Raw genomic sequence first — 25,402 nt, 5'->3', positions numbered from 1 at the left:
ATCCGGTCAGTCCCTCGCGGCCGCGTCGATCGCGGTCGCGAGGTCTGCGGGCCGCGACCACATCGGCCAGTGCCCGGTCGGTAGATCGACGTAGTCGACTTTCGCGATCTGCGCGAGTTCGGCCGCCATCGGGTGGCCCGCTGCGGCCATCTGCTGGATGACCTCCGACGGGAAACTGGTGCAGATCACCGTGGTCGGCACGTCCAGTCGCCTGCTGTCGGCGAGTTCGACCGTGTCCCTCGCCGGTCCGGCCGGCATGGGCACCGCCCGGTCGCGGAACGTCTCGAGCATGTCGTCGTCGAGTCCGTCGAGACTGTTGCCTTCGGCCTCGAGTTCGGACCAGGACGGCAGCGGAATCTCGACGTCCGCCGGGTCGAGATCGTCGCGCAGCGCGGTTCCGCTCTGCAATGGTCCCGAGTCGACGTAGACGATGCGGGCGAGTCGGTCGGGCACCCGATCGCTCGCCGCGTAGGCCACCGGCCCCGCACCGCTGTGTGCCACGACCACCACCCGCTCCGACGACGGTGTGTTCGCGACGGCCTCCGTGATCGCGGCGATGTGGTCGTCCAGCCGGACGCCGGCGCGGTCGCTGACGGTGGAGTCGAGTCCCGGCAACGTCACCGCGGTGACGCGATGTCCCTGCCGGGTCAGGCCGGATTCCACTGCCGCCCAGGCCCATGCGCCGAGCCAGAATCCGGGGACCAGAATGATGTGAGTGCCTGTGCTGCCGTGTACTTCGCTTGTCTGAGTCATGGGACAAGAGTGAACCCGCAAGGGTGACATCAGCGTGTCACCGTATTCGTCACAGTCTCATAACGGAACCGGCCCGACGAGAATCGGGACTTTGCCGCGGACGTTCGGCAGACTGCTCTCATGGACCGTCCCGCCCGCCTTCACGCCCTGACGGAAGAACTGCGCCGCGCGGGTGACCGGGGCCGGACCGCGGAGCAGTTGGCGGCGCAGTTCGAGGTGACGCCCCGCACGATCAAGCGGGACATCGCCGTACTGCAGTCCTCGGGCGCCGCGATCCGGGCCACTGCCGGACCGGGTGGGGGATACGGGATCATCGGGAACGGCACGTTGCCGCCGGTGAATTTCACTCCCGCTCAGGCGGTCTCGGTGGCGCTCGCCCTCACGGCCTTTCGCGATGCGCCGTTCGCGACGGACGGGCGGGCCGCGCTCGCCAAGTTGCTCGACGTGATGGACACGGAGTCGAGGGAGCGGGTGGAGCGACTCGGCGCGAAGGTGTGGATCCGGCGAGACACCACCGGAGGCAGCGCGGAACCCCGCATCCGCCGCGTCGTCGAAGACGGATTGCAGCGGGAACTGATGGTTTCCCTGCGGTACGTCGACCGGGACGGCGGACGCACCGAGCGGGTTGTCGAACCGCACCTTCTCGCACACACGCGGGGGTCGTGGTTCCTCGTCGCGTGGTGCCTGAGCCGGGCGGGTGTGCGCTGGTTCCGGTTGGACTGGGTCTCCGACGCCACCCTCACCGGCCGGTCGTTCGTCCCGCGCGATCCGGACCTCTTCGGCGAACCGCCCGCCGACGCGCGCACCGTGTTCGACCGGTGAGGGCGATCAGAGCGCGCGGGCGGCCGCCACGGATCGGTTCACCAGCGAGACGAGAACCGACTCGTCGACGTCGGCGAGTTTCTTGACGTAGAGGCAGCCCTTGCCGACCTTGTGCTTGCCGAGCGCGGCGAGTTCGTCCTCGTGCTCGGTGAAGTCGAGGGAGAGATACAGGGTGAGTGCCGCTGCCCGCGGCGAGAATCCGATGAGGGCGGTGTCGCCCTCGTGGCCGCTGGCATACCGATAGTGGCGAGAGCCGAATCCGACGATGCTGGTTCCCCACATCGCGGCGGGCTCTCCCGTCGCGGCGGTGAGCAGTTCCACCAGCCGTGCGCTGTCGGCGCGCTTCACCGGGTCGGCGATCGTGTCCAGGAACTCGTCGACACCGGCCGACGTGTGCTCGGTCTTGTTGCGGCTCGCCATCTCAGTACCCCGCCATCTCGGTGCTCGCCGTTTCTCAGTACACCGGTCCGGTGTACTTCTCACCCGGACCCTTGCCGGGCTCGTCCGGGTGCGAAGACGCTTCGCGGAACGCGCGCTGCAGCGCCTGCAGGCCTTCGCGGATCGGCCCCGCGTGCGGTCCGAGGTACTCGATGGACGCGGTCACCAGTCCGGCGAGGGCGGTAATGACCCGCCGGGCCTCGTCGAGGTCGCGGTGGGGGCTGGAGTCGGGGTCGGCGTCGGACAGGCCGAGTTTCTCGGCTGCCGAACTCATGAGCATGACCGCGGCGCGGCTGATGACCTCGACCGAGGGAACGTCGGCCAGTTCCCGGACGTCGGTATTCTGGTCACCGCCGTTCACGGTGCCGTCGTTCGGGGTGTCATCGATGTTGTCCGTCATGCCTTAGAGGATTCCACCAGCGGCCGGTGACCTGGCGGCCAGGTGGCCGTGGGACGCAACGTCCCGGTATCGATTAGCTCACGACGTGCGCAAATGTTACTCTTGGTCCAACGACCGCCTTCGGATTTGTCGGGGGCAGCAAGTGGAGTCCGACTCCCACCTCTGCGCGGCAGGTAAAACTGCAGCTCAGTGGTCCGGTCGCTCGGTCCGAGGCTACTCGGCTCGAGTTCCTCGAGTGTGAGGAGATGAGGGAGCGGCGTGAGCCGTGAGTTCGTCTGATCGGTCGACATCGGGCCCCGCATGGTGAGAGTCATTCACCGCAGCGGGGCTTTTTTGTTGGGAATCCCGGGCGTACGGGCTGCTGGCGGTCTCGAGACAAGACCGTTCAACCTAGGAGGCCCCATCAGCACTGAGACCCGCATCAACGATCGCATCCGAGTTCCCGAGGTCCGCCTCGTCGGACCCGGAGGTGAACAGGTTGGCATCGTGCGTGTTGAAGATGCACTCCGCTTGGCCCTCGAGGCCGATCTCGACCTGGTCGAGGTGGCCCCCGACGCTCGCCCGCCGGTCTGCAAGATCATGGACTACGGCAAGTTCAAGTACGAGGCCGCGCAGAAGGCTCGTGAGTCGCGCAAGAACCAGCAACTCACGGTCATCAAGGAGCAGAAGCTCCGCCCCAAGATCGACGATCACGACTACGAGACCAAGAAGCGCAATGTCGTGCGCTTCCTCGAGGCCGGATCCAAGGTCAAGGTCACGATCATGTTCCGCGGACGTGAGCAGTCGCGTCCGGAGCTCGGTTTCCGGCTGCTGCAGCGTCTCGGTGCAGACGTCGCGGATCTCGGGTTCGTGGAGACGTCCGCCAAGCAGGACGGTCGAAACATGACGATGGTGCTCGCTCCGCACAAGGGCGCGAAGACCCGTGTCAAGGCGCAGGAAAGCGCCGCCGCGCCGCCGGCGCAGCGGGCAACTCCCGCACCGGCACAGGCTCCGGCGACACCTGCGGAGCAGGCGGGCGGCACTACGCCCGGCGAAGCGCCGACCAGCTAGTCCGACTACACCAGCACGACCCGGATCATGGTCCGGATACCAGAGAACTGAGGACTCCATGCCCAAGTCGAAGACCCACAGCGGCACCGCGAAGCGATTCAAGGTGTCCGGCAGCGGAAAGATCCTGCGCCAGAAGGCCGGTCGCCGCCACCTGCTCGAGCACAAGGCCACCAAGGTGACCCGTCGCCTCGATGGCGTGGCTGTCGTCAGCAAGGCTGACACTCCTCGCATCAAGCGCCTGCTCGACATCTGAGTCGACACCCCTTTTACTGACCACCCGGGGCAGCTCACCGCCCCAAGATTGACAGGATTTTTCAGTGGCACGCGTAAAGAGGGCGGTAAACGCCCAGAAGAAGCGTCGTTCGATTCTCGAAGCCTCCAGCGGCTACCGCGGACAGCGCTCGCGCCTGTACCGCAAGGCCAAGGAACAGCAGCTCCACTCGCTGACCTACGCCTACCGTGACCGCCGTGCGCGCAAGGGCGACTTCCGCAAGCTGTGGATCACGCGTATCAACGCCGCTGCACGGGCGAACGACATCACGTACAACCGCCTGATCCAGGGTCTGCGTCTGGCCGAGATCGAGGTCGACCGCAAGAACCTGGCCGAGCTGGCCGTGTCCGACGCCGCGGCATTCGCCGGCCTCGTGGCCCTCGCCAAGGCAGCTCTCCCGGCTGACGTGAACGCTCCGGCCGGAGAAGCAGCCTGAGTCTCGTACCCGGGCCTTTCGAGCCCCGGCCTTTCGAGCCTCGGAAACGACCCGTGGACCCGCTCACCGAGCGCACCCCACGGGTCGTTTCTGCTGTCAAGCTGCTGCGCACCGCGGAACGCCGCAAGGTCGGGCGCTTCCTGGTCGAGGGGGAGAACTCCGTCGGCGAGGCACTCGCCACCCACCCGGTGCACGACGTCTTCTACACCGCGGACGCGGAGCAGCGGTACTCGACGCTGATCGACCGGGCGCACGCCGCGGGTGTCCGCACGTCGCTGGTGACGGACCGGGCGGTCCGGGCGCTCAGCGACACGGTGACCCCGCCGGGTCTCGTCGCGGTGTGTGATCTCCTCGACGTTCCACTGGCCGAGGCGATGCGTCCCGGAACCCGCCTGCTGGCTGTTCCGGTCGCGGTCGCGGAGCCGGGCAACGCCGGCACCGTCATCCGGGTCGCGGACGCGGTGGGCGCGGACGCGGCGATTCTCGCCGGCGACAGCGTCGACCCGCACAACGGAAAATGTGTCCGGGCGTCCGCCGGAAGTCTCTTCCACCTTCCGGTGGTGCGTGAACGGGACACGGCCGCGGTTCTCGACAGCATCAGCGCGGCGGGCATTCAGTTGCTCGCCACGGCGGCGGACGGCGAAGTCGATCTGGACGACGCCGACGAACTCCTGGTCCGCCCCACGGCGTGGCTGTTCGGCAACGAGGCCCACGGTCTCGACGCGGCCACCGCGGCGCGAGCGGACCACCGGGTGCGGATCCCGATCCACGGTCGAGCCGAGAGCCTCAACCTGGCGACGGCGGCGTCGATCTGCCTGTATTCGAGCGCGCGGGTCCAGAACCGCAAGCGAACCGACAGCTGAAACGGCGAAAATCGGATCGCATAGGATTTGACGGCGAGCTGTTTCGGTTTCGTCGAGAGTGTTGACTGAACGAACTTAAGGAGTGGCACCGGTCGTGGCTAAAAAAGAGGGCGCTGCCTCCACGGGGGTCGAAGGCGGCGCGGTCGATTCGAGTGCGCTCACCGAGGACGCCCTGACTGCGGCGGCGGAGAGCGCCGAGAAGGCGTTCGCGTCGGTGGCGGATCTCGACGACCTCGCGAAGGCCAAGGTCGAGCACATGGGTGACAAGTCGCCGATCGCCCTCGCCCGCCGCGGACTGGGAGCCCTCCCGGGCAAGGAGAAGGCCGACGCGGGCAAGCGCGTGAACGTCGCCCGCACCCGGATCAGTGCGGCGTTCGACGAGCGCCGCGCGGTGCTGCTCGCCGAGCGCGACGCCGCCGTTCTCGTGGCCGAGGCCATCGACGTGACGCTGCCGTCGCAGCGTCAGCCGGTGGGTGCCCGCCATCCGATCAGCATCATCTCCGAGCAGGTCGAGGACGTGTTCGTGGCCATGGGCTGGGAGGTCGCCGAGGGGCCGGAGGTCGAGACCGAGCACTTCAACTTCGATGCCCTGAACTTCCTGCCCGATCACCCCGCGCGGACGATGCAGGACACGTTCCACATCGCGCCGGAGGGCTCGCGACAGGTGCTCCGCACGCACACGTCGCCGGTACAGGTGCGCACGATGCTCTCGCGCGAGGTGCCGATCTACGTGGTCTGCCCCGGACGGACGTTCCGCACCGACGAACTCGACGCGACGCACACCCCCGTCTTCTCCCAGGTGGAGGGGCTCGCGGTCGACAAGGGCCTCACCATGGCACATCTGCGCGGCACGCTCGACGCGTTCGCCCGCGCACTGTTCGGTCCCGAGACCCGCACCCGGATGCGCCCGAACTACTTCCCGTTCACGGAACCGTCCGCCGAGGTGGACGTGTGGTTCCCGAACAAGAAGGGCGGCGCGGGCTGGGTCGAGTGGGGCGGCTGCGGAATGGTCAACCCGAATGTGCTGCGCGCCTCCGGAATCGACCCCGACGTGTACACCGGGTTCGCGTTCGGCATGGGGCTCGAGCGCACACTCCAGTTCCGGAACGGGATCCCGGACATGCGCGACATCGTCGAGGGCGACGTGCGGTTCACGCTGCCCTTCGGTGTCCAGGGCTGACCCCGCGTCACCCGGATCCCGTCCACCACAGTCACGACATCTTCACGAACGAGAGAGCTGAGCAGACGTGCGAGTAGCGCAATCCTGGCTGACCGAGATCCTGCAGCGTGCCACCCCGGACTGGGACGTCACCGCCGAGGAACTCGACGCAGGTTTCGTCCGGGTCGGGCTCGAGGTCGAGGAAGTCGACCGGCTCGAGCCCGTCGACGGCCCCCTCGTGGTCGGCAAGGTTCTCGAGATCACCGAGCTCACCGAGTTCAAGAAACCGATCCGCTTCTGCAAGGTCGATGTGGGTGCGGCCGAGCCGCAGGGCATCGTGTGCGGCGCCCGGAACTTCGCCGAAGGCGACCTCGTGGTGGTCGCCCTGCCCGGTGCGGTCCTTCCCGGTGGTTTCGCCATCGCCTCCCGCAAGACGTACGGGCAGGTCTCCGACGGGATGATCTGCTCGGTGGCCGAACTGGGCATCGGTAAGGACCACTCGGGCATCCTCGTCCTCGAGCCGGGTACCGCGCTTCCGGGTGCGGACGCCAACGAGTTGATGGGTCTGCACGACACCGTCATCGAACTCAACATCACCCCGGACCGCGGCTACTGCTTCTCCGTTCGCGGGCTCACCCGCGAACTGGCGTGCGGGTTCGACCTGGACTTCGCCGACCCCGCGGCGGTGGCGCCGTCTCCGGCGGACGGGGACGCCTGGCCGATCCGCGTCGAACCCGAGTCGAAGGCAACGCGTTTCGCCGCCCGCCGGGTGACGGGTATCGATCCGAATGCGGTCAGCCCGTGGTGGCTGCAGCGCCGGTTGCTGCTGTCGGGTGTCCGCCCGATCTCGCCGGCCGTCGACGTCACCAACTACGTTCTGCTCGAACTGGGCCAGCCGCTGCACGCGTTCGACGCCGCGAAGATCAGCGGCGAACTCGTCGTGCGCCGCGCGGTGGCGGGGGAGAAGCTGACGACTCTCGACGAGACCGAGCGCGTCCTCGACCCCGAGGACGTCGTGATCGCCGACGATTCGGGAGTCCTGTCACTGGCAGGCATCATGGGTGGCGCATCCACCGAGGTCGGACCGGGAACCACCGACATCCTGCTCGAGGCGGCCACGTGGGATCCGCTCGCGGTGTTCAAGACCGCGCGCAGGCACAAGCTGACGAGCGAGGCAGGCAAGCGTTTCGAACGCGTCGTCGATCCCGAGATCCCCGTCGCGGCCCTCGACCGGGCGGCCGCGCTGCTCGTCGACATCGCCGGTGGACGGGTCGAGTCGGCGCTCACCGACATCGGTGCGGTCACTCCGCACCAGCCCATCCACATGGACATCGACCTCCCCGACCGCGTGGCGGGCGTCGAGTACCCCACCGGAACCTCGGCGCGCCGCCTGAAACAGATCGGCTGCACCGTCGAGGTCGGGGTCAGCGACAGCGGGCACGGCCAGCTCGTCGCGGCCCCACCGTCGTGGCGCCCCGACCTGGTGCAGCCCGCCGACCTGGTGGAGGAAGTGCTGCGCCTCGAGGGTCTCGAAAAGATTCCGTCGGTGCTGCCCGCGGCCCCCTCGGGTCGTGGGTTGACGCCGACGCAGCGCCGCAAGCGGGCCGTCGGCCGCGCCCTGGCGTTCTCGGGGTACGTCGAGATCCTCCCCCCCGTCTTCCTGCCCACCGCCGTCTTCGACACCTGGGGGCTGGATCCGGAGGATCCCCGCAGGAACACCTGCCGGGTGCTCAATCCGCTCGAATCGGATCGGCCCGAATTGGCCACCACGTTGCTTCCCGGACTGCTCGAGGTCCTCGCCCGCAACGTCTCCCGCGGCCAGCGCGACCTGTCGCTCTTCGGCATCGCGCAGGTCGTGCTGCCCGGCGCGGACACGAAGCCGGTCGCGGCGCTCCCGGTGGACCGTCGTCCGACCGACGAGCAGATCACGGCGCTGCTGCAGTCGCTGCCGGATCAGCCGGTGCACGTGGCGGCGGTGCTCACCGGGCAGCGTGAGCCGAGTGGTCCGTGGGGCGCGGGACGCGCAGCCGACGCCACCGACGCGTTCGCCGCAGCCCGCACGGTGGCCGCCGCGGCCGGTGTCGAGCTGGAGTTCCGCGCGACGCAGTACCTGCCGTGGCACCCGGGCCGGGGCGCGGAACTTCTCGTGAACGGCGTCGTCGTCGGACACGCGGGCGAGTTGCACCCCGCGGTGCTCGAGCGCGCCGGGCTTCCCCCGCGGACGAGTGCCGTGGAGATCGATCTGAGTGCCCTGCCGCTGGTGGAGAATCTGCCTGCGCCGAAGGTCTCGCCGTTCCCCGCCGTCCTTCAGGACGTGGCGGTCGTCGTCGACACCGCGGTTCCCGCCGCCGAGGTCCAGGCGGCCCTGCGGTCGGGTGGCGGGGAACTCCTCGAGGACATCCGGTTGTTCGACGTATTCGAGGGCGAGCAGGTCGGGGAGGGCCGAAAGTCGCTGGCATTCGCGCTGCGATTCCGGGGCGCCGACCGCACGCTGACCGAGGACGAGGCGAGCGCCGCCCGCGACGCTGCGGTCGCCGCGGCGACCGCAGCGGTGGGTGCCGAACTGCGCAGCTGACCCGTAGCCTGGGTGGAGGGCCCGAGGCGGTGAGGAGCAGGCGATGACCGAGGTGCGCGACGTCGTGGCGGCGGCCAGTCAGTTGACCGACGCCGAATTCGTCGAGGTGGTGCGTGCGGTGGCCGCCGGACGTCCGGGTCTCGGCGCGCTTCTCGCGGCCGTGGACGTGGGTGCGGCGATCCCGGCCGAGGATCCGGTGACCGCGGAGGTCGTGCCCCACGTCGTGCCGGGTGTGCCGGAGTCGGACTACACCCCGGGCGATGTCCCGACGTTCGACCGCGTACGTGAGCGGATCGAGGGACGGTTCGGCACGGCGATGGGCTCCTCGGAACTCGCGCACGACAGCCCGTCGGGGCAATCGCTGGAGGATGCGTGGGAGAAGCGGGAGAAGGCGGGTAAGGCCAAGCTCGACGAGATCCGGCGGTCGCTCGGCAAGCAGTGACCGCGGTTTCCGTCCCGCCGGGAGACCACGTTGTGTATTAGCTTGCATGATGATGCATAATCAATCGTATGACTGAGCACGCGGGAAAACCGATCAGGATTGCCGTCGCCGGCGCGAGCGGATACGCCGGTGGCGAAGTGCTGCGTCTGCTGCTGGGGCACCCGTCGTATGCGGACGGTTCGCTCGTCATCGGCGCGCTCACCGCCGGCGGCAACGCCGGCTCGACCCTGGGCTCACACCATCCGCATCTGCTTCCCCTCGCCGACCGAGTGCTGGAAGACACCACCGTCGACACGCTCTCCGGTCACGACGTGGTGTTCCTCGGTCTGCCGCACGGCAATTCGGCGCAGTACGCGAAGGACCTGCCGGAGTCCACGGTCATCATCGACTGCGGCGCGGACTTCCGGCTGACGAACGCCGAGGACTGGGAGCGGTACTACAAGAGCCCGCACGCAGGTAGCTGGCCGTACGGACTTCCGGAACTTCCCGGTGCCCGCGAGAAGTTGGCGGGCGCCACCCGCATCGCCGTCCCCGGGTGCTTCCCGACGGTGTCGAGCCTGGCGATGGCTCCCGCGGTCGCGGCGGGCGTCGTCGAACCGCGGGTCACGATCGTCGCGGTGACCGGCGCGTCCGGCGCGGGACGTGCCCCCAAGGCCGATCTGCTCGGCTCCGAGGTGATGGGTTCGGTCCGCGCGTACGGCGTCGGCGGCGTGCACCGCCACACACCGGAGATCATCCAGAATCTCTCCGAACTCGCCGGTGAGCGTGTCACCGTGTCGTTCACCCCCGTGCTGGCGCCCATGCCGCGCGGCATCCTCGCCACCTGCACCGCGGTCACCACGGCGACCGAGGACGAGGTGCGCGCGATCTACGAAAAGGCTTACGCGGACGAGCCGTTCGTGCACGTGCTGCCCCAGGGCGTGCTGCCGCAGACCGGGGCGGTCATCGGATCGAACGCGGTCCAGATCGCGGTGACGGTCGACGCCGACGCCGGACAGATCGTCGTGGTCGCGGTGATCGACAACCTTGCGAAGGGCACCGCCGGGGGAGCGGTGCAATCGATGAATCTTGCGCTTGGACTACCCGAGACCGCCGGTCTCTCGACAGTGGGAGTTGCCCCGTGAGCAGTGACAGCACGATCGATCCGCACCCGACCCGGGAAGTCGCCGGCGGCACCCTGGTCCGCAGCCAGGGGGTGTCGGGGCCCGCGGGCTTCCGCGCGTCCGGGATCAAGGCGGGTATCAAGGCGAGCGGAAACGCCGACCTGGCCCTCGTCCTCAACGAGGGGCCGGAACTCGCGGCGGCGGGCGTCTTCACCGCGAACAAGGTGAAGGCCGCCCCCGTGCTGTGGTCGCAGCAGGTGCTCACCACGGGCAGGCTGCGCGCCGTCGTGCTCAATTCGGGTGGTGCCAACGCGTGCACGGGTGCGGGCGGATTCCAGGACGCGCACAAGACGGCCGAGGAAGTGGCGTCGGCGCTGAGCAACTGGGGCACCGAGACCGGTGCCGTCGAGGTCGCGGTGTGCTCGACCGGTCTGATCGGCGACCGCCTGCCCATGGACAAGGTCCTGACCGGCGTCACGGAGGCCGTCCACGAACTCGCAGGCGGAATCTCGGGTGGCACCGACGCCGCGTACGCGATCATGACCACCGACACGGTGCCGAAGCAGGCCGCCCTGCATCATGCGGGCAAGTGGAACGTCGGCGGGATGGCGAAGGGCGCCGGCATGCTGGCGCCGGCGCTGGCGACGATGCTGTGCGTGGTGACGACAGACGCCGTCGCGACCGCCGCTCAACTCGACGCCGCGCTGCGGGCCGCCACCCGGCTGACGTTCGACCGACTGGACGTCGACGGTGCCACCTCGACCAACGACACCGTGCTGCTGCTCGCGTCCGGTGCGAGCAACGTGACACCCACCCAGGACGAACTGAACGCGGCCGTGACGGCCGTCTGCGACGATCTGGCCGAGCAGATGATGGCCGACGCGGAGGGCGTCACCAAGCGGGTGCAGGTCACCGTCAGCGGCGCGGTCAGCGAGCACGACGCGCTGATCGGGGCCCGGACGGTGGCGCGGGACAGCCTCGTCAAGACGGCGCTGTTCGGTTCCGACCCCAACTGGGGCCGGGTCCTCGCCGCGATCGGCATCGCGCCGATCGAACTGGACCCCGACAAGATCTCGGTGTCGTTCAACGGCGCCCCCGTCTGCATCGACGGCGTCGGCGCCCCGGGTGCGCGGGACGTGGACCTGAGCGACATCGACATCGCCCTCGACATCGACCTGGGTCTGGGCGAGCACGCGGTGACCATCCGGACCACCGACCTCTCGCACGCCTATGTCGAAGAGAATTCGGCGTATTCGTCATGACAGCGGCCAGCGAAGCGCTCACCGGCATCACCGATCACCAGAAGGCACACGTCCTGGCGGAGGCGCTGCCGTGGCTGCAGCAGTTCCGCGACAAGGTCGTCGTCGTGAAGTACGGCGGCAACGCCATGGTCGACGACGCGCTGAAGACGGCGTTCGCCGCCGACATGGCGTTCCTGCGGACGGTCGGAATTCAGCCGGTCGTCGTGCACGGCGGCGGCCCCCAGATCAATGCCATGCTCGGAAAGCTCGGCATGACAGGGGAATTCAAGGGCGGCTTCCGCGTCACCACCCCCGAGGTGATGGACGTCGTCCGGATGGTGCTGTTCGGTCAGGTCGGCCGTGAACTGGTCGGGCTGATCAACGCCCACGGCCCGTACGCCGTCGGGATCTCCGGCGAGGACGCACACCTGTTCACCGCCACCAAGCGCACCGTGATGGTCGAGGGCACGCCGACGGACATCGGACTCGTCGGCGACGTCACGACCGTGAATCCGGAGGCCGTTCTCGACCTCATCCGCGCGGGCCGCATTCCCGTGGTGTCCACCATCGCCCCCGACTCGGACGGTGTGGTGCACAACATCAACGCGGACACCGCCGCCGCTGCGCTCGCCGAGGCCATCGGCGCCGAAAAGCTCGTGGTCCTCACGGATGTCGAAGGGCTGTACACGAACTGGCCGGACCGCGATTCGCTGGCCACCGAGATCGACGTGGACGCGCTCGCACAACTGCTGCCGAGTCTCGACGCCGGCATGGTGCCCAAGATGGAGGCCTGCCTGCGCGCGGTCCGCGGCGGGGTACCCACCGCGCACGTCATCGACGGCCGCCTCGCGCATTCCGTTCTGCTCGAACTGTTCACCGGCGAGGGCATCGGCACGATGGTCACGCCCGCCCCGACTTCACCTACCGAGGGAGTTGCCTCATGACCGGAACCCCGGAACTCCAGCAGCGCTGGTCCGGCGCCCTGATGAACACCTACGGCGTCCCCCGGGTGGCTCTCACGCGCGGTCAGGGTGCGGTGCTCACCGACGCCGACGGCAAGGAGTACGTCGACTTCCTTGCCGGCATCGCCGTCAACATTCTCGGGCACGCGCACCCGGCGATTATCGAGGCCGTCACGGCGCAGTTGTCGACCCTCGGGCACGTGTCGAACCTGTACGCCAGCGAACCGGCGATCGAACTGGCCGAGAAGTTGCTGTCCCATCTGGGTGCTCCCGGACGTGTCTTCTTCTGCAATTCCGGCACCGAGGCCAACGAGGCGGCGTTCAAGCTCGCGCGGGCCACCGGACGATCGAAGATCATCGCGGCGGAGAACTCGTTCCACGGCCGCACGATGGGCGCCCTCGCGCTGACCGGGCAGGCCGCCAAGCGGACGCCGTTCGAGCCGATGCCCCCGGGTGTCGAGCACGTGCCGTACGGCGACCTCGACGCACTCGATCGCGCCGTCGACGCCGACACCGCAGCGGTCTTCCTGGAGCCGATGATGGGCGAGGGCGGAGTCGTCGTTCCGCCGGAGGGATACCTCGCCGGCGCACGGCAGATCACCGCCGATCGCGGCGCCCTGCTCGTACTCGACGAAGTGCAGACCGGCATCGGCCGCACCGGCTGGTTCTACGCCCACCAGGCGGTCGGCATCGTGCCCGACGTCATGACTCTCGCGAAGGGTCTCGGTGGCGGGATGCCGATCGGCGCGTGCATCGCCACCGGAGCGACCGCGGACCTGTTCGGGCCGGGCAAGCACGGCACGACGTTCGGCGGGAACCCCGTCTGCGCGGCGGCGGCGCTCGCCGTGCTGCGGACCATCGCCGAGGACGACCTCATCTCCCGCGCCGACACGCTCGGCAAGTCGCTGTCGGCAGGCATCGAAGGTCTCGGCCACCCGCTGATCGACCACGTCCGCGGCGCCGGACTGCTGCTCGGCATCGTCCTCACCCAGGACGTGGCCCCCGCGGTGGAGAACTCCGCCCGCGAGGCCGGGTACCTGATCAACGCCGCGCAGCCGGGCGTCGTCCGGCTCGCTCCGCCCCTCGTCCTCACGGACGAACAGGCCGAGGGTTTCGTCGCGGCGCTGCCCGCGATCCTCGACAACGCGCAATCGGCCGCTCAGCCGGGAAAGCAGTGACGACAGTGGTGAAACACTTTCTCCGGGACGACGACCTCACCCCCGAACAGCAGGCGGAGGTCCTCGAGCTCGCCGCCAGGCTGAAGAAGGCACCGTTCGCCGAGCGTCCGCTAGAGGGTCCCCGCGGGGTCGGCGTGATCTTCGAGAAGAACTCCACGCGCACCCGGTTCTCGTTCGAGATGGGCATCGCACAACTCGGCGGTCACGCGATCGTCGTCGACGGGCGCAGCACCCAACTCGGCCGCGAGGAAACCTTGCAGGACACCGGCCGCGTCCTGTCGCGGTACGTCGACGCCGTGGTGTGGCGCACGTTCGGGCAGAAGCGGCTCGAGGCGATGGCGTCCGGCGCCGACGTCCCGATCGTCAACGCCCTGTCCGACGAGTTCCACCCCTGCCAGGTGCTGGCCGACCTCCAGACCCTCGCGGAGCGGAAAGGCTCGCTGAAGGGCCTGAAACTCACCTACCTCGGCGACGGCGCCAACAACATGGCGCACTCACTGATGCTGGGTGGTGTCACCGCAGGTGTCGACGTGACCATCGCCAGCCCCGAGGGATTCGCACCCCTGCCCTGGGTGGTCGAGGCAGCCCGCGCGCGGGCCGCCGACACCGGCGCGACCATCACCCTCACCGAGGATCCGCAGGCGGCGGTCGTCGGAGCGGACGCACTCGTCACCGACACCTGGACGTCGATGGGCCAGGAGAACGACGGACTGGACCGGGTCGGCCCGTTCCGCCCGTTCCAGATCAACGAGGCGCTGCTCGCGAAAGCGGCCGCAGATGCGGTGGTCCTGCACTGCCTGCCCGCCCACCGCGGCGAGGAGATCACCGACGCCGTCCTCGACGGACCGCAGAGCGTCGTCTGGGACGAGGCCGAGAACCGACTGCACGCGCAGAAGGCACTGCTGGTGTGGCTGCTCGCGCAACGAACCGGAGACCGTCCGTGAATGCGGCACCGCCGCAGCGAGCCGCGAACGCGGCCACGGCACCGACCCGGGCGGGACGGCAGGCGCGCATCATCGCGATCCTGTCGAACAACCCGGTCCGCAGCCAGACCGAACTCGCGGCGCTGCTCGCGGCCGAAGGCATCGACGCCACCCAGGCGACGTTGTCGCGCGACCTCGAAGAACTCGGTGCCGTGAAACTCCGCGCAGCAGACGGCGGCGCCGGGGTGTACGTGGTGCCCGAGGACGGAAATCCCGTCCGCGGCGTGTCAGGCGGAACCGACCGGCTGTCGCGGTTGCTGGGGGAGCTACTGGTGTCGACCGATGCCAGTGGCAACATGGCGGTGCTGAGAACCCCCCCGGGGGCAGCGCACTATCTGGCGAGTGCACTCGATCGGGCATCATTACCTGACGTCGTGGGAACCATCGCGGGGGATGACACCATTCTCGTGGTGGCACGCGAGCCGCTGAGCGGGGCGGAACTCGCGGCCAAGATCGAATCCCTCGCCTGACAACTGAATCATCTCTACAGATCTTCAACCTAAGGAGCACAAGGACCATGGCCGATCGCGTCGTACTCGCCTACTCGGGCGGGCTGGACACCTCAGTCGCCATCAGCTGGATCGGCAAGGAGACCGGCAAGGAAGTTGTTGCTGTCGCCATCGATCTCGGCCAGGGCGGCGAGGACATGGAGGTCGTGCGCCAGCGTGCACTCGACTGCGGTGCGGTCGAATCGGTCGTGGTGGATGCGCGCGACGAATTCGCCGACGAATACTGCCTGCCGACCATCCAGGCCAACGCCCTCTACATGGACCGCTACCCGCTCGTGTCGGCCATCAGCCGCCCGCTGATCGTCAAGCATCTCGTCGAGGCCGCGCGTGCCCATGGCGGCACCACGGTCGCGCACGGCTGCACCGGCAAGGGCAACGACCAGGTCCGGTTCGAGGTGGGCTTCGGATCGCTCGCTCCCGACCTCGACGTGATCGCACCCGTCCGCGACTACGCCTGGACCCGGGAGAAGGCGATCGCGTTCGCCGAGGAGAACGAGATCCCGATCAACGTCTCCAAGAAGTCGCCGTTCTCGATCGACCAGAACGTGTGGGGCCGCGCCGTGGAGACCGGGTTCCTCGAGGACCTGTGGAACGCGCCGACCAAGGACGTCTACGACTACACGCAGGACCCGACGGTCAACTGGCAGGCCCCGGACGAGCTGATCATCAGCTTCGAGGCCGGACGCCCCGTCGCGATCGACGGCAAGCCGGTCAGCGTCCTCGAGGCGATCCAGGAACTCAACCGCCGCGCGGGCGCCCAGGGAGTCGGCCGCCTCGACGTCGTCGAGGACCGTCTCGTCGGCATCAAGAGCCGGGAGATCTACGAGGCTCCCGGTGCCATGGTGCTCATCAACGCGCACCAGGAACTCGAGCACGTCACGCAGGAACGCGAGCTGGGTCGCTACAAGCGTCAGACCGAGCAGCGCTGGAGCGAGCTGGTGTACGACGGCCTGTGGTTCTCCCCGCTGAAGGTCGCGCTGGATACGTTCATCGAGAAGACCCAGGAACGCGTCTCCGGCGACATCCGGCTGGTGCTGCACGGCGGTGCGATCATCGTCAACGGCCGCCGCAGCAACCAGTCACTGTACGACTTCAACCTGGCCACCTACGACGAGGGCGACACGTTCGACCAGTCCTACGCCAAGGGATTCGTGCAGATCCACGGACTGTCCTCGAAGGTCGCGGCGAAGCGCGATCTGGGCCTCTAGGTATGAGCGCCGACGGCACCAACGAAGGAGCCCCCCGTCAGGGTGCGACCGTGACCGGCGCGCTGTGGGGCGGCCGGTTCGAGTCCGGACCGGCCGCCGCCATGGCGGCGCTGAGCAAGTCCACCCACTTCGACTGGGTGCTCGCCCCGTACGACGTGCGCGCATCCCAGGCGCACGCCCGGGTGCTGCACAAGGCCGGCCTGCTCGGTGACGACGACTTGGCGACGATGCTCGACGGTCTCGGCAGGCTCGCGGACGACGTCGCGAGCGGCGAGTTCGTCCCGAGCGAATCCGACGAGGACGTGCACGGGGCGCTCGAGCGCGGTCTGATCGATCGGGTCGGTCCGGAGGTCGGGGGACGCCTGCGCGCCGGGCGTTCGCGCAACGATCAGGTGGCGACGCTGTTCCGGATGTGGCTGCGGGACGCGGTCCGCCGCGTCGCCGACGGTGTCCTCGACGTCGTCGACGCCCTCGCGACTCAGGCGGCGGCGCACCCGTCCGCGGTGATGCCGGGCAAGACCCATCTGCAGGCCGCGCAGCCGGTGCTGCTCGCGCACCACCTGCTGGCGCACACGCACCCGTTGCTCCGTGACGTTCAGCGGCTGCGGGACTTCGACGTGCGGGCGGCCGTGTCGCCGTACGGTTCCGGGGCGCTGGCCGGCTCCTCGCTCGGACTCGATCCGGAGGCGATCGCCGCGGAACTCGCGTTCGATTCGTCGGCGGAGAACTCGATCGACGCCACCTCGTCGCGGGATTTCGCGGCCGAGGCGGCGTTCGTGCTCGCGATGATCGGCGTCGACCTCTCGCGGATGGCCGAGGAGGTCATCCTGTGGAGCACTCCGGAATTCGGCTACATCACGCTCGCCGACGCCTGGTCGACCGGCTCGTCGATCATGCCGCAGAAGAAGAACCCCGACGTGTCCGAGCTGACCCGCGGCAAGTCGGGCCGGCTGATCGGCAACCTGACCGGGCTGCTGGCGACGCTGAAGGCGCAGCCGCTCGCGTACAACCGGGATCTGCAGGAGGACAAGGAGCCGGTCTTCGATTCGGTGGCGCAGCTCGAGTTGCTGCTCCCGGCAATCACCGGACTGGTCTCCACCCTCGAATTCCACACGGATCGAATGGCGGAACTGGCACCGGCGGGCTTCACGCTGGCCACCGACATCGCCGAGTGGCTCGTCCGTCAGGGCGTCCCGTTCCGTGTGGCGCACGAGGCTGCGGGGGCGTGTGTCCGCGTCGCCGAGGCGCGGGGCGCCGGACTCGAGGATCTCACCGACGACGAACTCGCCGGGGTCGATCCGGCTCTCACCCCGGACGTGCGGGAGGTGCTCACCGTCGAGGGCTCGATCGCCTCGCGTAACGCCCGCGGCGGTACGGCCGGTATCCGTGTGGCCGAACAGTTGGGCGGGGTCCGTCAGCTGTCCGAGTCGCTGCGCGAGTGGTGTCGATGACACCGGCGTCGGACGCCCCGGATTAGGGGCAGTGTGACGCGTCGAGCGCAGTAGGGTGAGGGCGGGCGGCAGCGAGACGTGCGTCACGGTTCGAGAGTCTGGGAGAGTGTTCGTGGGACTGAATACCGAAACGGTGATGGGCCCGATCCGTCGCGTGGTGGCGACGGCGCAGAACGGGTTGGAGGTGGTTCGTCTCGGCGGACTCGAGACGGACCTCACCACATCGCCGTTCGAGGTGGTCGAACGGGCACCGATGTATCGGCTCCGACGGTATTTCCCGGACACGGACCCGGCCGAGGCCGGACCCCCGATCGTCCTGGTCCCGCCGATGATGATGTCGGCCGACGTCTACGACGTGACCCGGGACCAGGGTGCGGTCGGCATCCTCCGCTCGATGGGAATCGACCCCTGGGTCGTCGACTTCGGATCGCCGGATTCCGAAGAGGGCGGCTGGGATCGGAATCTCGCCGACCACATCGTCGCGATCAGCGAGATCATCGACCAGGTGCGGTCGCACACCGGTCGTGACGTCTACCTGTCCGGATATTCGCAGGGCGGCATGTTCGCCTACCAGGCCGCCGCCTACCGCCGCAGCCGCAACATCGCCGGACTCGTGACGTTCGGCAGCCCGGTCGACACGCTCGCCGGGCTGCCGTTCGGGATCCCGGCAGGCTTCGCCACCGACGCCGCGGGCTTCCTCGCGGACCACGTCTTCAACCGGCTCGCGGTGTCGGGGTGGATGGCCCGCACCGGGTTTCAGCTCCTCGACCCCGTCAAGACACTGAAGTCGAGGTTGGATTTCCTCCGTCAGTTGCACGACAGGGAAGCGCTGTTGCCGCGGGAGCAGCAGCGACGGTTCCTCGCGACCGAGGGCTGGGTTGCATGGTCCGGTCCGGCCGTCGCCGAGTTGCTCAAGCAGTTCATCGTGCACAACCGGATGATGACCGGCGGGTTCGTGATCAAGGACCAGGTGGTGTCGCTCGCGGAGTTGACCTGCCCCGTCCTCGCGTTCGTGGGGGAGGTCGACGACATCGGTCAGCCGTTGGCGGTCCGCGGCATCCGCCGGGCCGCCCCACGCGCGAACGTGTACGAATCAACTTTGCGAGCAGGGCATTTCGGTCTCGTCGTCGGCTCGGCGGCGGCGACCCACACGTGGCCCACGACCGGCAAGTGGGTGCTGTGGAACGAGGGGCTGGGGCCGCGCCCCACCAACATCGAGCTCATGCGCTACGACGAGCATTTCGGTAGCGAATCCGGAGTGTCCATCAGCGACCGCATCATTCACACCGTGGCGTCGGTCGCCGAGGTGGGTGTCGGTGTCGGCAAGGGGATCAGCGACTTCGCGTCCGGCGCGTTGCGCGGCACGGTGGAACTGTCCGGCGAGGCCACGCGGGCGTTGCCCCGGCTGGCCCGGCTCGGCCAGATCCAGCCGCACACGCAGATCTCGCTCAGCCGGTTGCTGGCCGAGCAGCGTCGCAAGGCGCCGGGCGGCGAGTGCTTCCTCTTCGACAATCGCGTCCACACCTACGAGGCGGTCAATCAGCGCATCGACAACGTGGTCCGCGGTCTGATCCAGGCCGGTGTCCGTCCCGCCGCTCACGTCGGCGTCGTGATGCAGACGCGCCCGAGCGCGCTCGCCGCCATCGTCGCGCTGTCCCGCCTCGGCGCCGTCGCGGTCCTGCTGCCCCCGGGGCGGGAAGTCCACACCGCCCTCCGCATCGACGGTGTCGAGCGCATCGTCACCGACCCGGAGAATCTGGACGCCGCGATCGCCACCGGCATGCAGGTCCTCGTGCTCGGCGGCGGCGCCCAGCGCGACCTCGACGTGGATCCGTCGGCGAACGTCGTCGATCTCGAGAAGATCGATCCCGGCGCCGTGACGTTGCCGGGCTGGTACCGGCCCGATCCCGGCCTGGCCCGCGAGTTGGCGTTCATCATCTGCAGTGAGTCCAACGGGCACTGGGAGACCAAGCAGATCACGAACTACCGGTGGGCGCTGTCGGCGTTCGGAACGGCCTCGGCCGCTGATCTCGACCGCGGCGACACCGTGTACTGCCTTGCGCCTCTGCATCATTCGTCGAGCCTGCTGGCCGCGATCGGTGGTGCCGTGGCCGGCGGATCCCGGATCGCGCTCTCCCGCGGACTCGACCCCGAGCGGTTCGCCGAGGAGGTCCACCGCTACGGCGTGACGGTGGTCAGCTACACGTGGACGATGATGCGCGAGATCCTCGACGCCGAAAACCTCGCACTCGACGGAAGTCACCCCGTCCGGCTCTTCATCGGATCCGGAATGCCGCAGGGCTTGTGGCGCCGCACGACGGAACGGTTCGCACCCGCGAAGGTCCTCGAGTTCTACGCGTCCACGGAGGGCGACGTCGTTCTCGCGAACGTCGCCGGCGCGAAGGTCGGGGCGAAGGGTCGGCCCCTGCCCGGCAGCGCCGAGGTGCGGCTCGCGGCCTACGACCCGATCGCCGGCCGGCTGCTGGAGGACGAGCAGGGATTCATCCGCGAATGCGAGGACGACGAGGTCGGTCTGCTCCTCGGCAGGGCGGGCGTGCACGCCGAGATGTCCGGCGGCGCGATGCGCGGAATATTCGCCGCGGGCGACGCGTGGATTCCGACGGAGAACCTCTTCCGCCGCGACGCCGACGGCGACTACTGGCTCGTCGACCACAGGAAGACCGTGATCGCGACTCCCCGGGGCGCCGTGTTCACCCAGCCGATCGTCGACGCGCTCGGATCCGTCGATCGGGTCGACCTCGCGGTGGCCTACGGCGTGGCAGTCGGCGGCCGCACGCTGGCCGTTGCCGCGTTCACCCTCCGCGACGGGCGGCCGCCGAGACTGGCCGAGATCTCGGACGCGCTCGACGCGCTTGCGCCCGCGCTGCGGCCCGACATCATCCAGGTGGTGGAGGACATTCCGCTGGGGTCCTCGTACCGCCCGAACGCCGATGCACTGAGCGCCGCCGGCCTGCCCAAGCCGGGAACCCGTGTGTGGTACGCCGATCCGGAATCGCACCAGTACCGGCGGCTGACCAAGGCGGTGGCCGCCGAGTTCCAGGACGGCTCCGCCGGAGTGCCCGCCGGCGCGCGGTAGCCTGACACTGCTCACCCGAACGGTTGGAGAGGACTTCCGTGGTTATTGATCCGACGTTGCTCGGCATTCTCGCGTGCCCACAGGACAAGGGTCCTCTGCTGTTGGTCGGAGACGAGTTGCTCTACAACCCTCGCCTTCGGCGGGCGTATCCCATCGAGAACGGGATACCCGTCCTGCTGATCGACGAGGCCCGGGACGTCGACGCGGCCGAGCACGAGACGCTGCTCGCCCGGGCGTCCGGCGAGTCCTGATCACACCGGCAGATCGCCGGTGAGATAGCGCTGCAACGTCGGTGCGACGATCGCGACCAGGTCGTCGACGGGCAGCGACGCGAGTGGCTCGAATTCGAGGACGTACCGCGTCACCAGGACACCGGCCATCTGGGATGCCACCAATTGCATGCGCAGCATCCCGGTTCCGGGTGGTTCGTCGACGCGCGGTCCGAGGTCTCGGAGCACGACCTCGAGAAGGAACGTGCGGATGAGGGTCGGTTCGTTGCCCGCCATCGCGGACCGGAACGCCGCGACCACGGCGGGCTTGTGCGGCGATTCCCAGACGGAGAACACGGCCCGGGCAAGGCGGTCGCCGATCTCGTCCGGCGGGGTGTCGAGCACCGGCGCGATCACCTTCGTCGGATCCACCGGAATGTCCACCGACGCGAGGAACAGTTGTCTCTTGGTTCCGAAGTAGTGGTGGACCAGGGCGGAGTCGACGCCTGCCCCGGTGGCCACGGAGCGCACGCTGGTCTTGTCGAAGCCGTTCTGTGCAAACATTTTTCGGGCGGTAGTCAGGATTCGTGACCGCGTGTCCGGGTTGCCCGGGCGTCGTCCGGTGCGCAGCCCTGGGGTGGCGTCCGTGCGTGTCGCGGGGTCGGTCATGGTGTGCGGCGCCTCAGCGTTGCGGCGCCCAGCGACAGAGCGAGCAGGGCGAACGCGGCGACCACCGCGAGGTCGCGCCACATGAGGCCCGTCGCCCCGGGGTGGGTGGCGACCTGCTGCAACGCCTCGACGGCGTAGCTCAGCGGGAGGACGTTGCTTATCCACTCCAGCCAGGTGGGGAGCTGATCCCGCGGAACGAGGAGCCCGCACAGGAAGAGCTGGGGAACCACGACCACCGGCATGAACTGCACCGCCTGGAATTCGGTGCGCGCGAACGCGCTGCACAGCAGACCGAGGGCCACGCCGAGGATCGCGTTCAGCACGGCGATCAGCAGAACCCACGTCACGCTGCCCTCGGTGGTGAGGCCGAGGAATCCGAATGCCACCGCACACGCCAGCGCGGCCTGCGCCGCAGCGGCCGTGGAGAACGCCGCCGCGTAGCCGCCGAGCAGGTCGAGCTTGCCCATCGGCGTCGTGAGCAGGCGTTCGAGGGTGCCCGACGTCCGTTCGCGTTGCATAGCGATCGACGTGACGAGGAACATCACGACGAACGGGAGGATGCCCAGCATCGTGATAGCGACGCGCTCGAACAGCGATTGCTGACCGGGCGGCGCCGGAACGTTCTGGTACAGGAAGTACAGCAGCACCATCAGCAGGCTGGGCACCACCAGAATCATGGCGACGGTGCGGTGATCCGTCCGCAGTTGCGCGAGGATCCGGCCCGCCGTGGCCGCGAAGATCGTGACGTTCATCAGTTCTCACTCCCGACATGTGATGCGCGGATGAGGTTCAGGAAGGCGCCTTCGAGGCTCGTCTCGCCGGTCTGTTCGCGGAGTCCGCTGGGGGAGACCTGCGCGAGAAGGTAACCATCGCGCATGAGCAGGAGCGACGCGCAGTGTTCCGCCTCGTCCATGACGTGGCTCGATACCAGCAGGGTGGTTCCGGCGGCGGCGAGTTCCTCGAACCGCTCCCAGAGTTCGACGCGCAGGAGTGGATCCAGGCCGACGGTGGGTTCGTCGAGGACAAGGATCTCGGGGCGCGCCACCAGTGCGCAGGCGAGGCTGACCCGGCCCAGCTGTCCGCCCGACAGATCGGCCGCCTTCTGGGTTGCGAAGCGTGTGAGCCCCACCGCGTCGACGGCTTCGGTGACCGCGCTCGACGGCTGACCGTAGAGCGCGGCGAAGTAGGCGACGTTCTTCCTGACCGTGAGGTCGGCGTACACGCTGGGCGACTGGGTGACGTACCCGACGCGGCTTCGCAACGAGACCGAGCCTGCGGGGGATCCCAGCACGGTGACCGTCCCGGATTCCACGATCTGAGTGCCGACCACGCACCGCATCAGCGTGGTCTTTCCGCAGCCGGAGGGTCCGAGGAGGCCGGTGATGGATCCGCTCCGCACCTGGACGTCGATGCCGTGCAGCACCTCGTTCCTGCCTCGGCGCACGTGCAGATCACGAATGTCGATCGCTGCGCTGCCAATCATGGCCGGCCTCAATTCATCACTGGGTGAATTCATTGTGTGATGAATTATGCGACCGTCGAGGTGGCGTCGTCAACGGTTGTGGAGAATCGGGACGTGACCATCGATCGACTCGACCGGGCGGAACCCGTGGACGCCGCGCGCATCGTCCTCGGATCCACGCTGATCGTCGGCGACGTCCGCATCCGCATCGTCGAGGTGGAGGCGTACGGCGGGGAGAAGAGCGGCCCGTGGCCCGATCCGGCTTCGCACTCGTACCGGGGGAGGACCCCGCGCAACGAGGTGATGTTCGGCCCGGCCGGGCACCTGTACGTCTACCGCAGCTACGGGATGCACTTCTGCATGAACGTGTCCTACGGGCCGGTCGGCACCGCGGGCGGGGTGCTGCTGCGTGCGGGCGAAGTGCTCGACGGGTCCGCGACGGTCCGGGCACGCAGACCCCGCGTGACGAGACCGGCCGACTGGGCGCGCGGGCCCGGCAACCTGGGGTCCGCGACCGGCGTCACCCTCGCCGAGAACGGTGCGGCACTGTTCGAAACCGATTCGCCCGTTCGGCTGGAGGTTGCGGATTCGGACGGCTGGGTGAGCGGCCCGCGGGTCGGGGTCAGCACGGCCGCCGACCGTCCGTGGCGCCTCTGGATTCCGGAGTCGCCGGCGGTGTCCGCGTACCGGAGAAGCCCGCGTGCGACGCCCGCCGACGAGCGGATGGGATGATCGAACCCGTGACTGAGAACATCATCGATGAACTGACCTGGCGCGGGCTCATTGCCCAATCAACCGATCTGGACGCGCTGCGCCGTGATCTCGACGCCGGACCGGTCACGCTCTATGCCGGTTTCGATCCGACCGGACCGAGTTTGCACGCCGGCCATCTCGTGCCGCTGCTCGCGCTGAAGCGATTCCAGCGCGCGGGCAACCGGCCCATCGTGCTGGCTGGTGGCGCGACCGGTCTGATCGGCGATCCCCGCGATGTCGGTGAACGCACGATGAACTCCGCCGACACCGTGGCGGAATGGGCAGATCGGATCCGCGGTCAGCTCGAGCGATTCGTCGAGTTCGACGACTCGCCGAGCGGCGCCGTCATCGAGAACAACATGAACTGGACCGGCAAGCTGTCGGCCATCGACTTCCTCCGCGACGTGGGCAAGCACTTCTCCGTCAACGTGATGCTCGCGCGGGACACCGTGAAGCGTCGCCTCGAAACCGACGGCATGTCCTACACCGAGTTCAGCTACATGCTGCTCCAGGCCAACGACTACCTGCACCTGCGTCGCAGCCACGGGTGCTCGCTGCAGGTCGGCGGATCCGATCAGTGGGGCAACATCATCGCCGGCGTCGAGCTGAACCGGCGCGTCGACGCCGAATCGGTTCACGGTCTGACCGTCCCGCTCGTCACGTCGGCGGACGGCAAGAAGTTCGGAAAGTCGACCGGAGGCGGAAGCCTGTGGCTCGACCCGGAGATGACGAGCCCCTACGCGTGGTACCAGTACTTCGTGAACACCGGCGACGCCGACGTGATCAAGTACCTGAGGTGGTTCACGTTCCTCACCGCCGAGGAGCTGGCGGAACTGGAGACGGCGACCGCCGAGCGGCCGCATGCTCGCGAGGCCCAGCGCAGGCTCGCGGCCGAGATGACGACACTTGTGCACGGCGAGGCCAACACCCGTGCTGTGGAACTCGCGAGTCAGGCACTGTTCGGGCGCGCGGAACTGCAGGACCTGGACGAGCCGACGCTCGGCGCTGCCCTCCGGGAGGCGTCCGTCGCGGAACTTGCGCCGGGCCAGCCCTCCAGCATCGTCGACCTTCTCGTTCTCAGCGGCTTGTGCGAGAGCAAGGGTGCGGCCCGTCGCGCAGTGAAGGAAGGCGGCGCCTCCGTCAACAACCAGAAGATCGCCAATGAGGACTGGACTCCCGAATCGGGTGATCTGCTGCACGGGACGTGGCTCGTGGTTCGGCGCGGAAAGCGCAACTTCGCCGGCGTCAAAGTGCTGTCGAACTAGCGTGCGGCGGGTCACAGCGGCGTAATTCGGGCCGACTCCGTCCGGTGGCCCGCGCGCAGCGCGGGTCACCAGCGGATTTCACATGCCGGATGCCTGTGACCAG

The 25,402-nt window shown here is 68.6% G+C and carries 26 protein-coding genes; 20 read left to right on the top strand and 6 right to left on the bottom strand.

Going from position 1 to position 25,402, the window contains the following annotated elements; genetic code table 11:
* Nucleotides 1–6: 6 nt before the first annotated feature.
* Nucleotides 7–753: an alpha/beta fold hydrolase gene (locus I1A62_RS11445; RefSeq protein WP_219458736.1), complete on the bottom strand. Its 747-nt coding sequence runs from the start codon at nt 751–753 to the stop codon at nt 7–9.
* A 120-nt stretch (nt 754–873) separates the two neighbouring features.
* On the opposite strand from I1A62_RS11445, the gene I1A62_RS11440 reads away from it, so the two are divergent.
* Nucleotides 874–1,575, top strand: coding sequence for a YafY family protein (locus I1A62_RS11440; RefSeq protein WP_219458735.1), 702 nt, complete (start codon nt 874–876; stop codon nt 1,573–1,575).
* A 6-nt stretch (nt 1,576–1,581) separates the two neighbouring features.
* Here I1A62_RS11440 and I1A62_RS11435 read toward each other — a convergent pair whose 3' ends face one another.
* Together I1A62_RS11435 and I1A62_RS11430 are read right to left on the bottom strand one after the other, a co-directional pair.
* On the bottom strand, nt 1,582–1,995 hold the full coding sequence (locus tag I1A62_RS11435) for a DUF1801 domain-containing protein (protein ID WP_124394363.1): 414 nt from the start codon (nt 1,993–1,995) through the stop codon (nt 1,582–1,584).
* A 34-nt stretch (nt 1,996–2,029) separates the two neighbouring features.
* Nucleotides 2,030–2,413 carry a DUF1844 domain-containing protein gene (locus I1A62_RS11430; RefSeq protein WP_192582014.1) on the bottom strand — a complete coding sequence of 128 codons (384 nt, stop codon included), beginning with the start codon at nt 2,411–2,413 and terminating at the stop codon, nt 2,030–2,032.
* 342 nt (nt 2,414–2,755) lie between these two features.
* On the opposite strand from I1A62_RS11430, the gene infC reads away from it, so the two are divergent.
* The 17 genes from infC (at nt 2,756) to I1A62_RS11345 (ending at nt 21,192) form a co-directional block, all read left to right on the top strand.
* Nucleotides 2,756–3,463, top strand: coding sequence for a translation initiation factor IF-3 (infC, locus tag I1A62_RS11425; protein WP_124394384.1), 708 nt, complete (start codon nt 2,756–2,758; stop codon nt 3,461–3,463).
* 58 nt (nt 3,464–3,521) lie between these two features.
* On the top strand, nt 3,522–3,716 hold the full coding sequence (gene rpmI / locus I1A62_RS11420) for a 50S ribosomal protein L35 (protein WP_005247390.1): 195 nt from the start codon (nt 3,522–3,524) through the stop codon (nt 3,714–3,716).
* Between the two features lie 64 nt (nt 3,717–3,780).
* Complete coding sequence (gene rplT / locus I1A62_RS11415) at nt 3,781–4,170, top strand: 50S ribosomal protein L20 (protein ID WP_005247385.1); 390 nt, start codon at nt 3,781–3,783, stop codon at nt 4,168–4,170.
* Nucleotides 4,171–4,223: 53 nt separating this feature from the next.
* Nucleotides 4,224–5,033 (top strand): RNA methyltransferase, encoded by an 810-nt coding sequence (locus I1A62_RS11410; protein WP_219458734.1) that lies wholly within the window; start codon nt 4,224–4,226, stop codon nt 5,031–5,033.
* Between the two features lie 94 nt (nt 5,034–5,127).
* Nucleotides 5,128–6,213: a phenylalanine--tRNA ligase subunit alpha gene (pheS, locus tag I1A62_RS11405; RefSeq protein WP_219458733.1), complete on the top strand. Its 1,086-nt coding sequence runs from the start codon at nt 5,128–5,130 to the stop codon at nt 6,211–6,213.
* Between the two features lie 67 nt (nt 6,214–6,280).
* Entirely contained in the window at nt 6,281–8,767 is a 2,487-nt protein-coding gene (pheT, locus tag I1A62_RS11400) for a phenylalanine--tRNA ligase subunit beta (protein WP_219458732.1), read from the top strand.
* Nucleotides 8,768–8,810: 43 nt separating this feature from the next.
* Nucleotides 8,811–9,209: a hypothetical protein gene (locus I1A62_RS11395; protein WP_219458731.1), complete on the top strand. Its 399-nt coding sequence runs from the start codon at nt 8,811–8,813 to the stop codon at nt 9,207–9,209.
* Between the two features lie 68 nt (nt 9,210–9,277).
* Nucleotides 9,278–10,333 (top strand): N-acetyl-gamma-glutamyl-phosphate reductase, encoded by a 1,056-nt coding sequence (gene argC / locus I1A62_RS11390; protein ID WP_124394368.1) that lies wholly within the window; start codon nt 9,278–9,280, stop codon nt 10,331–10,333.
* Nucleotides 10,330–11,574 carry a bifunctional glutamate N-acetyltransferase/amino-acid acetyltransferase ArgJ gene (gene argJ, locus I1A62_RS11385; protein WP_072949272.1) on the top strand — a complete coding sequence of 415 codons (1,245 nt, stop codon included), beginning with the start codon at nt 10,330–10,332 and terminating at the stop codon, nt 11,572–11,574. Before argC ends, argJ begins: the two co-directional genes overlap by 4 nt.
* The gene (gene argB / locus I1A62_RS11380; protein WP_219458730.1) at nt 11,571–12,497 is read left to right on the top strand and encodes an acetylglutamate kinase; all 927 of its coding nucleotides are present in this window, start codon (nt 11,571–11,573) and stop codon (nt 12,495–12,497) included. Before argJ ends, argB begins: the two co-directional genes overlap by 4 nt.
* On the top strand, nt 12,494–13,693 hold the full coding sequence (locus I1A62_RS11375; RefSeq protein ID WP_206010923.1) for an acetylornithine transaminase: 1,200 nt from the start codon (nt 12,494–12,496) through the stop codon (nt 13,691–13,693). Before argB ends, I1A62_RS11375 begins: the two co-directional genes overlap by 4 nt.
* Complete coding sequence (argF, locus tag I1A62_RS11370) at nt 13,690–14,637, top strand: ornithine carbamoyltransferase (RefSeq protein WP_219458729.1); 948 nt, start codon at nt 13,690–13,692, stop codon at nt 14,635–14,637. The genes I1A62_RS11375 and argF overlap by 4 nt, the downstream gene beginning before the upstream one ends.
* Nucleotides 14,634–15,146: an arginine repressor gene (locus tag I1A62_RS11365; protein WP_124394373.1), complete on the top strand. Its 513-nt coding sequence runs from the start codon at nt 14,634–14,636 to the stop codon at nt 15,144–15,146. Before argF ends, I1A62_RS11365 begins: the two co-directional genes overlap by 4 nt.
* 47 nt (nt 15,147–15,193) lie before the next feature.
* A complete protein-coding gene (locus tag I1A62_RS11360; RefSeq protein ID WP_005247359.1) occupies nt 15,194–16,393 on the top strand; it encodes an argininosuccinate synthase in 1,200 nt (399 codons plus the stop codon).
* Between the two features lie 2 nt (nt 16,394–16,395).
* A complete protein-coding gene (gene argH, locus I1A62_RS11355) occupies nt 16,396–17,844 on the top strand; it encodes an argininosuccinate lyase (protein WP_124394374.1) in 1,449 nt (482 codons plus the stop codon).
* Nucleotides 17,845–17,950: 106 nt separating this feature from the next.
* Nucleotides 17,951–20,941 (top strand): acyl-CoA synthetase, encoded by a 2,991-nt coding sequence (locus I1A62_RS11350; RefSeq protein WP_124394375.1) that lies wholly within the window; start codon nt 17,951–17,953, stop codon nt 20,939–20,941.
* 38 nt (nt 20,942–20,979) lie between these two features.
* Nucleotides 20,980–21,192 carry a Trm112 family protein gene (locus tag I1A62_RS11345; protein ID WP_124394376.1) on the top strand — a complete coding sequence of 71 codons (213 nt, stop codon included), beginning with the start codon at nt 20,980–20,982 and terminating at the stop codon, nt 21,190–21,192.
* Here I1A62_RS11345 and I1A62_RS11340 read toward each other — a convergent pair whose 3' ends face one another.
* The 3 genes from I1A62_RS11340 to I1A62_RS11330 are packed head-to-tail and all read right to left on the bottom strand — an operon-like array spanning nt 21,193 to nt 23,302.
* Nucleotides 21,193–21,819 (bottom strand): TetR/AcrR family transcriptional regulator, encoded by a 627-nt coding sequence (locus I1A62_RS11340; protein ID WP_124394377.1) that lies wholly within the window; start codon nt 21,817–21,819, stop codon nt 21,193–21,195.
* Entirely contained in the window at nt 21,816–22,571 is a 756-nt protein-coding gene (locus I1A62_RS11335) for an ABC transporter permease (RefSeq protein ID WP_124394378.1), read from the bottom strand. Before I1A62_RS11335 ends, I1A62_RS11340 begins: the two co-directional genes overlap by 4 nt.
* A complete protein-coding gene (locus I1A62_RS11330) occupies nt 22,571–23,302 on the bottom strand; it encodes an ABC transporter ATP-binding protein (RefSeq protein WP_124394379.1) in 732 nt (243 codons plus the stop codon). Before I1A62_RS11330 ends, I1A62_RS11335 begins: the two co-directional genes overlap by 1 nt.
* A 39-nt stretch (nt 23,303–23,341) precedes the next feature.
* Between I1A62_RS11330 and I1A62_RS11325 the strand changes: the two genes are divergently transcribed.
* Together I1A62_RS11325 and tyrS are read left to right on the top strand one after the other, a co-directional pair.
* On the top strand, nt 23,342–24,013 hold the full coding sequence (locus I1A62_RS11325; protein ID WP_124394380.1) for a DNA-3-methyladenine glycosylase: 672 nt from the start codon (nt 23,342–23,344) through the stop codon (nt 24,011–24,013).
* Nucleotides 24,014–24,021: 8 nt separating this feature from the next.
* Nucleotides 24,022–25,299 (top strand): tyrosine--tRNA ligase, encoded by a 1,278-nt coding sequence (gene tyrS / locus I1A62_RS11320; RefSeq protein WP_219458728.1) that lies wholly within the window; start codon nt 24,022–24,024, stop codon nt 25,297–25,299.
* Nucleotides 25,300–25,402: the final 103 nt, after the last annotated feature.

It is taken from the genome of Rhodococcus sp. USK10 (assembly GCF_019378875.1).
Lineage (GTDB): Bacteria > Actinomycetota > Actinomycetes > Mycobacteriales > Mycobacteriaceae > Rhodococcus_F > Rhodococcus_F pseudokoreensis.
The sequence above is the reverse complement of the archived record's forward strand: the minus strand, read 5'-3'. Positions and strand labels throughout refer to the sequence as shown.

What these genes read in the sequence shown, in the direction of transcription:
- I1A62_RS11440 (WP_219458735.1), top strand. Translation starts at nt 874, where the DNA reads ATGGACCGTCCCGCCCGCCTTCACGCCCTGACGGAAGAACTGCGCCGC.
- I1A62_RS11445 (WP_219458736.1), bottom strand. Translation starts at nt 753, where the DNA reads ATGACTCAGACAAGCGAAGTACACGGCAGCACAGGCACTCACATCATT.
- argH (WP_124394374.1), top strand. Translation starts at nt 16,396, where the DNA reads ATGAGCGCCGACGGCACCAACGAAGGAGCCCCCCGTCAGGGTGCGACC.
- I1A62_RS11435 (WP_124394363.1), bottom strand. Translation starts at nt 1,995, where the DNA reads ATGGCGAGCCGCAACAAGACCGAGCACACGTCGGCCGGTGTCGACGAG.
- I1A62_RS11430 (WP_192582014.1), bottom strand. Translation starts at nt 2,413, where the DNA reads ATGACGGACAACATCGATGACACCCCGAACGACGGCACCGTGAACGGC.
- I1A62_RS11325 (WP_124394380.1), top strand. Translation starts at nt 23,342, where the DNA reads ATGAATTATGCGACCGTCGAGGTGGCGTCGTCAACGGTTGTGGAGAAT.
- I1A62_RS11335 (WP_124394378.1), bottom strand. Translation starts at nt 22,571, where the DNA reads ATGAACGTCACGATCTTCGCGGCCACGGCGGGCCGGATCCTCGCGCAA.
- argB (WP_219458730.1), top strand. Translation starts at nt 11,571, where the DNA reads ATGACAGCGGCCAGCGAAGCGCTCACCGGCATCACCGATCACCAGAAG.
- I1A62_RS11340 (WP_124394377.1), bottom strand. Translation starts at nt 21,819, where the DNA reads ATGACCGACCCCGCGACACGCACGGACGCCACCCCAGGGCTGCGCACC.
- I1A62_RS11330 (WP_124394379.1), bottom strand. Translation starts at nt 23,302, where the DNA reads ATGATTGGCAGCGCAGCGATCGACATTCGTGATCTGCACGTGCGCCGA.
- I1A62_RS11395 (WP_219458731.1), top strand. Translation starts at nt 8,811, where the DNA reads ATGACCGAGGTGCGCGACGTCGTGGCGGCGGCCAGTCAGTTGACCGAC.
- I1A62_RS11360 (WP_005247359.1), top strand. Translation starts at nt 15,194, where the DNA reads ATGGCCGATCGCGTCGTACTCGCCTACTCGGGCGGGCTGGACACCTCA.
- I1A62_RS11375 (WP_206010923.1), top strand. Translation starts at nt 12,494, where the DNA reads ATGACCGGAACCCCGGAACTCCAGCAGCGCTGGTCCGGCGCCCTGATG.
- argC (WP_124394368.1), top strand. Translation starts at nt 9,278, where the DNA reads ATGACTGAGCACGCGGGAAAACCGATCAGGATTGCCGTCGCCGGCGCG.
- rpmI (WP_005247390.1), top strand. Translation starts at nt 3,522, where the DNA reads ATGCCCAAGTCGAAGACCCACAGCGGCACCGCGAAGCGATTCAAGGTG.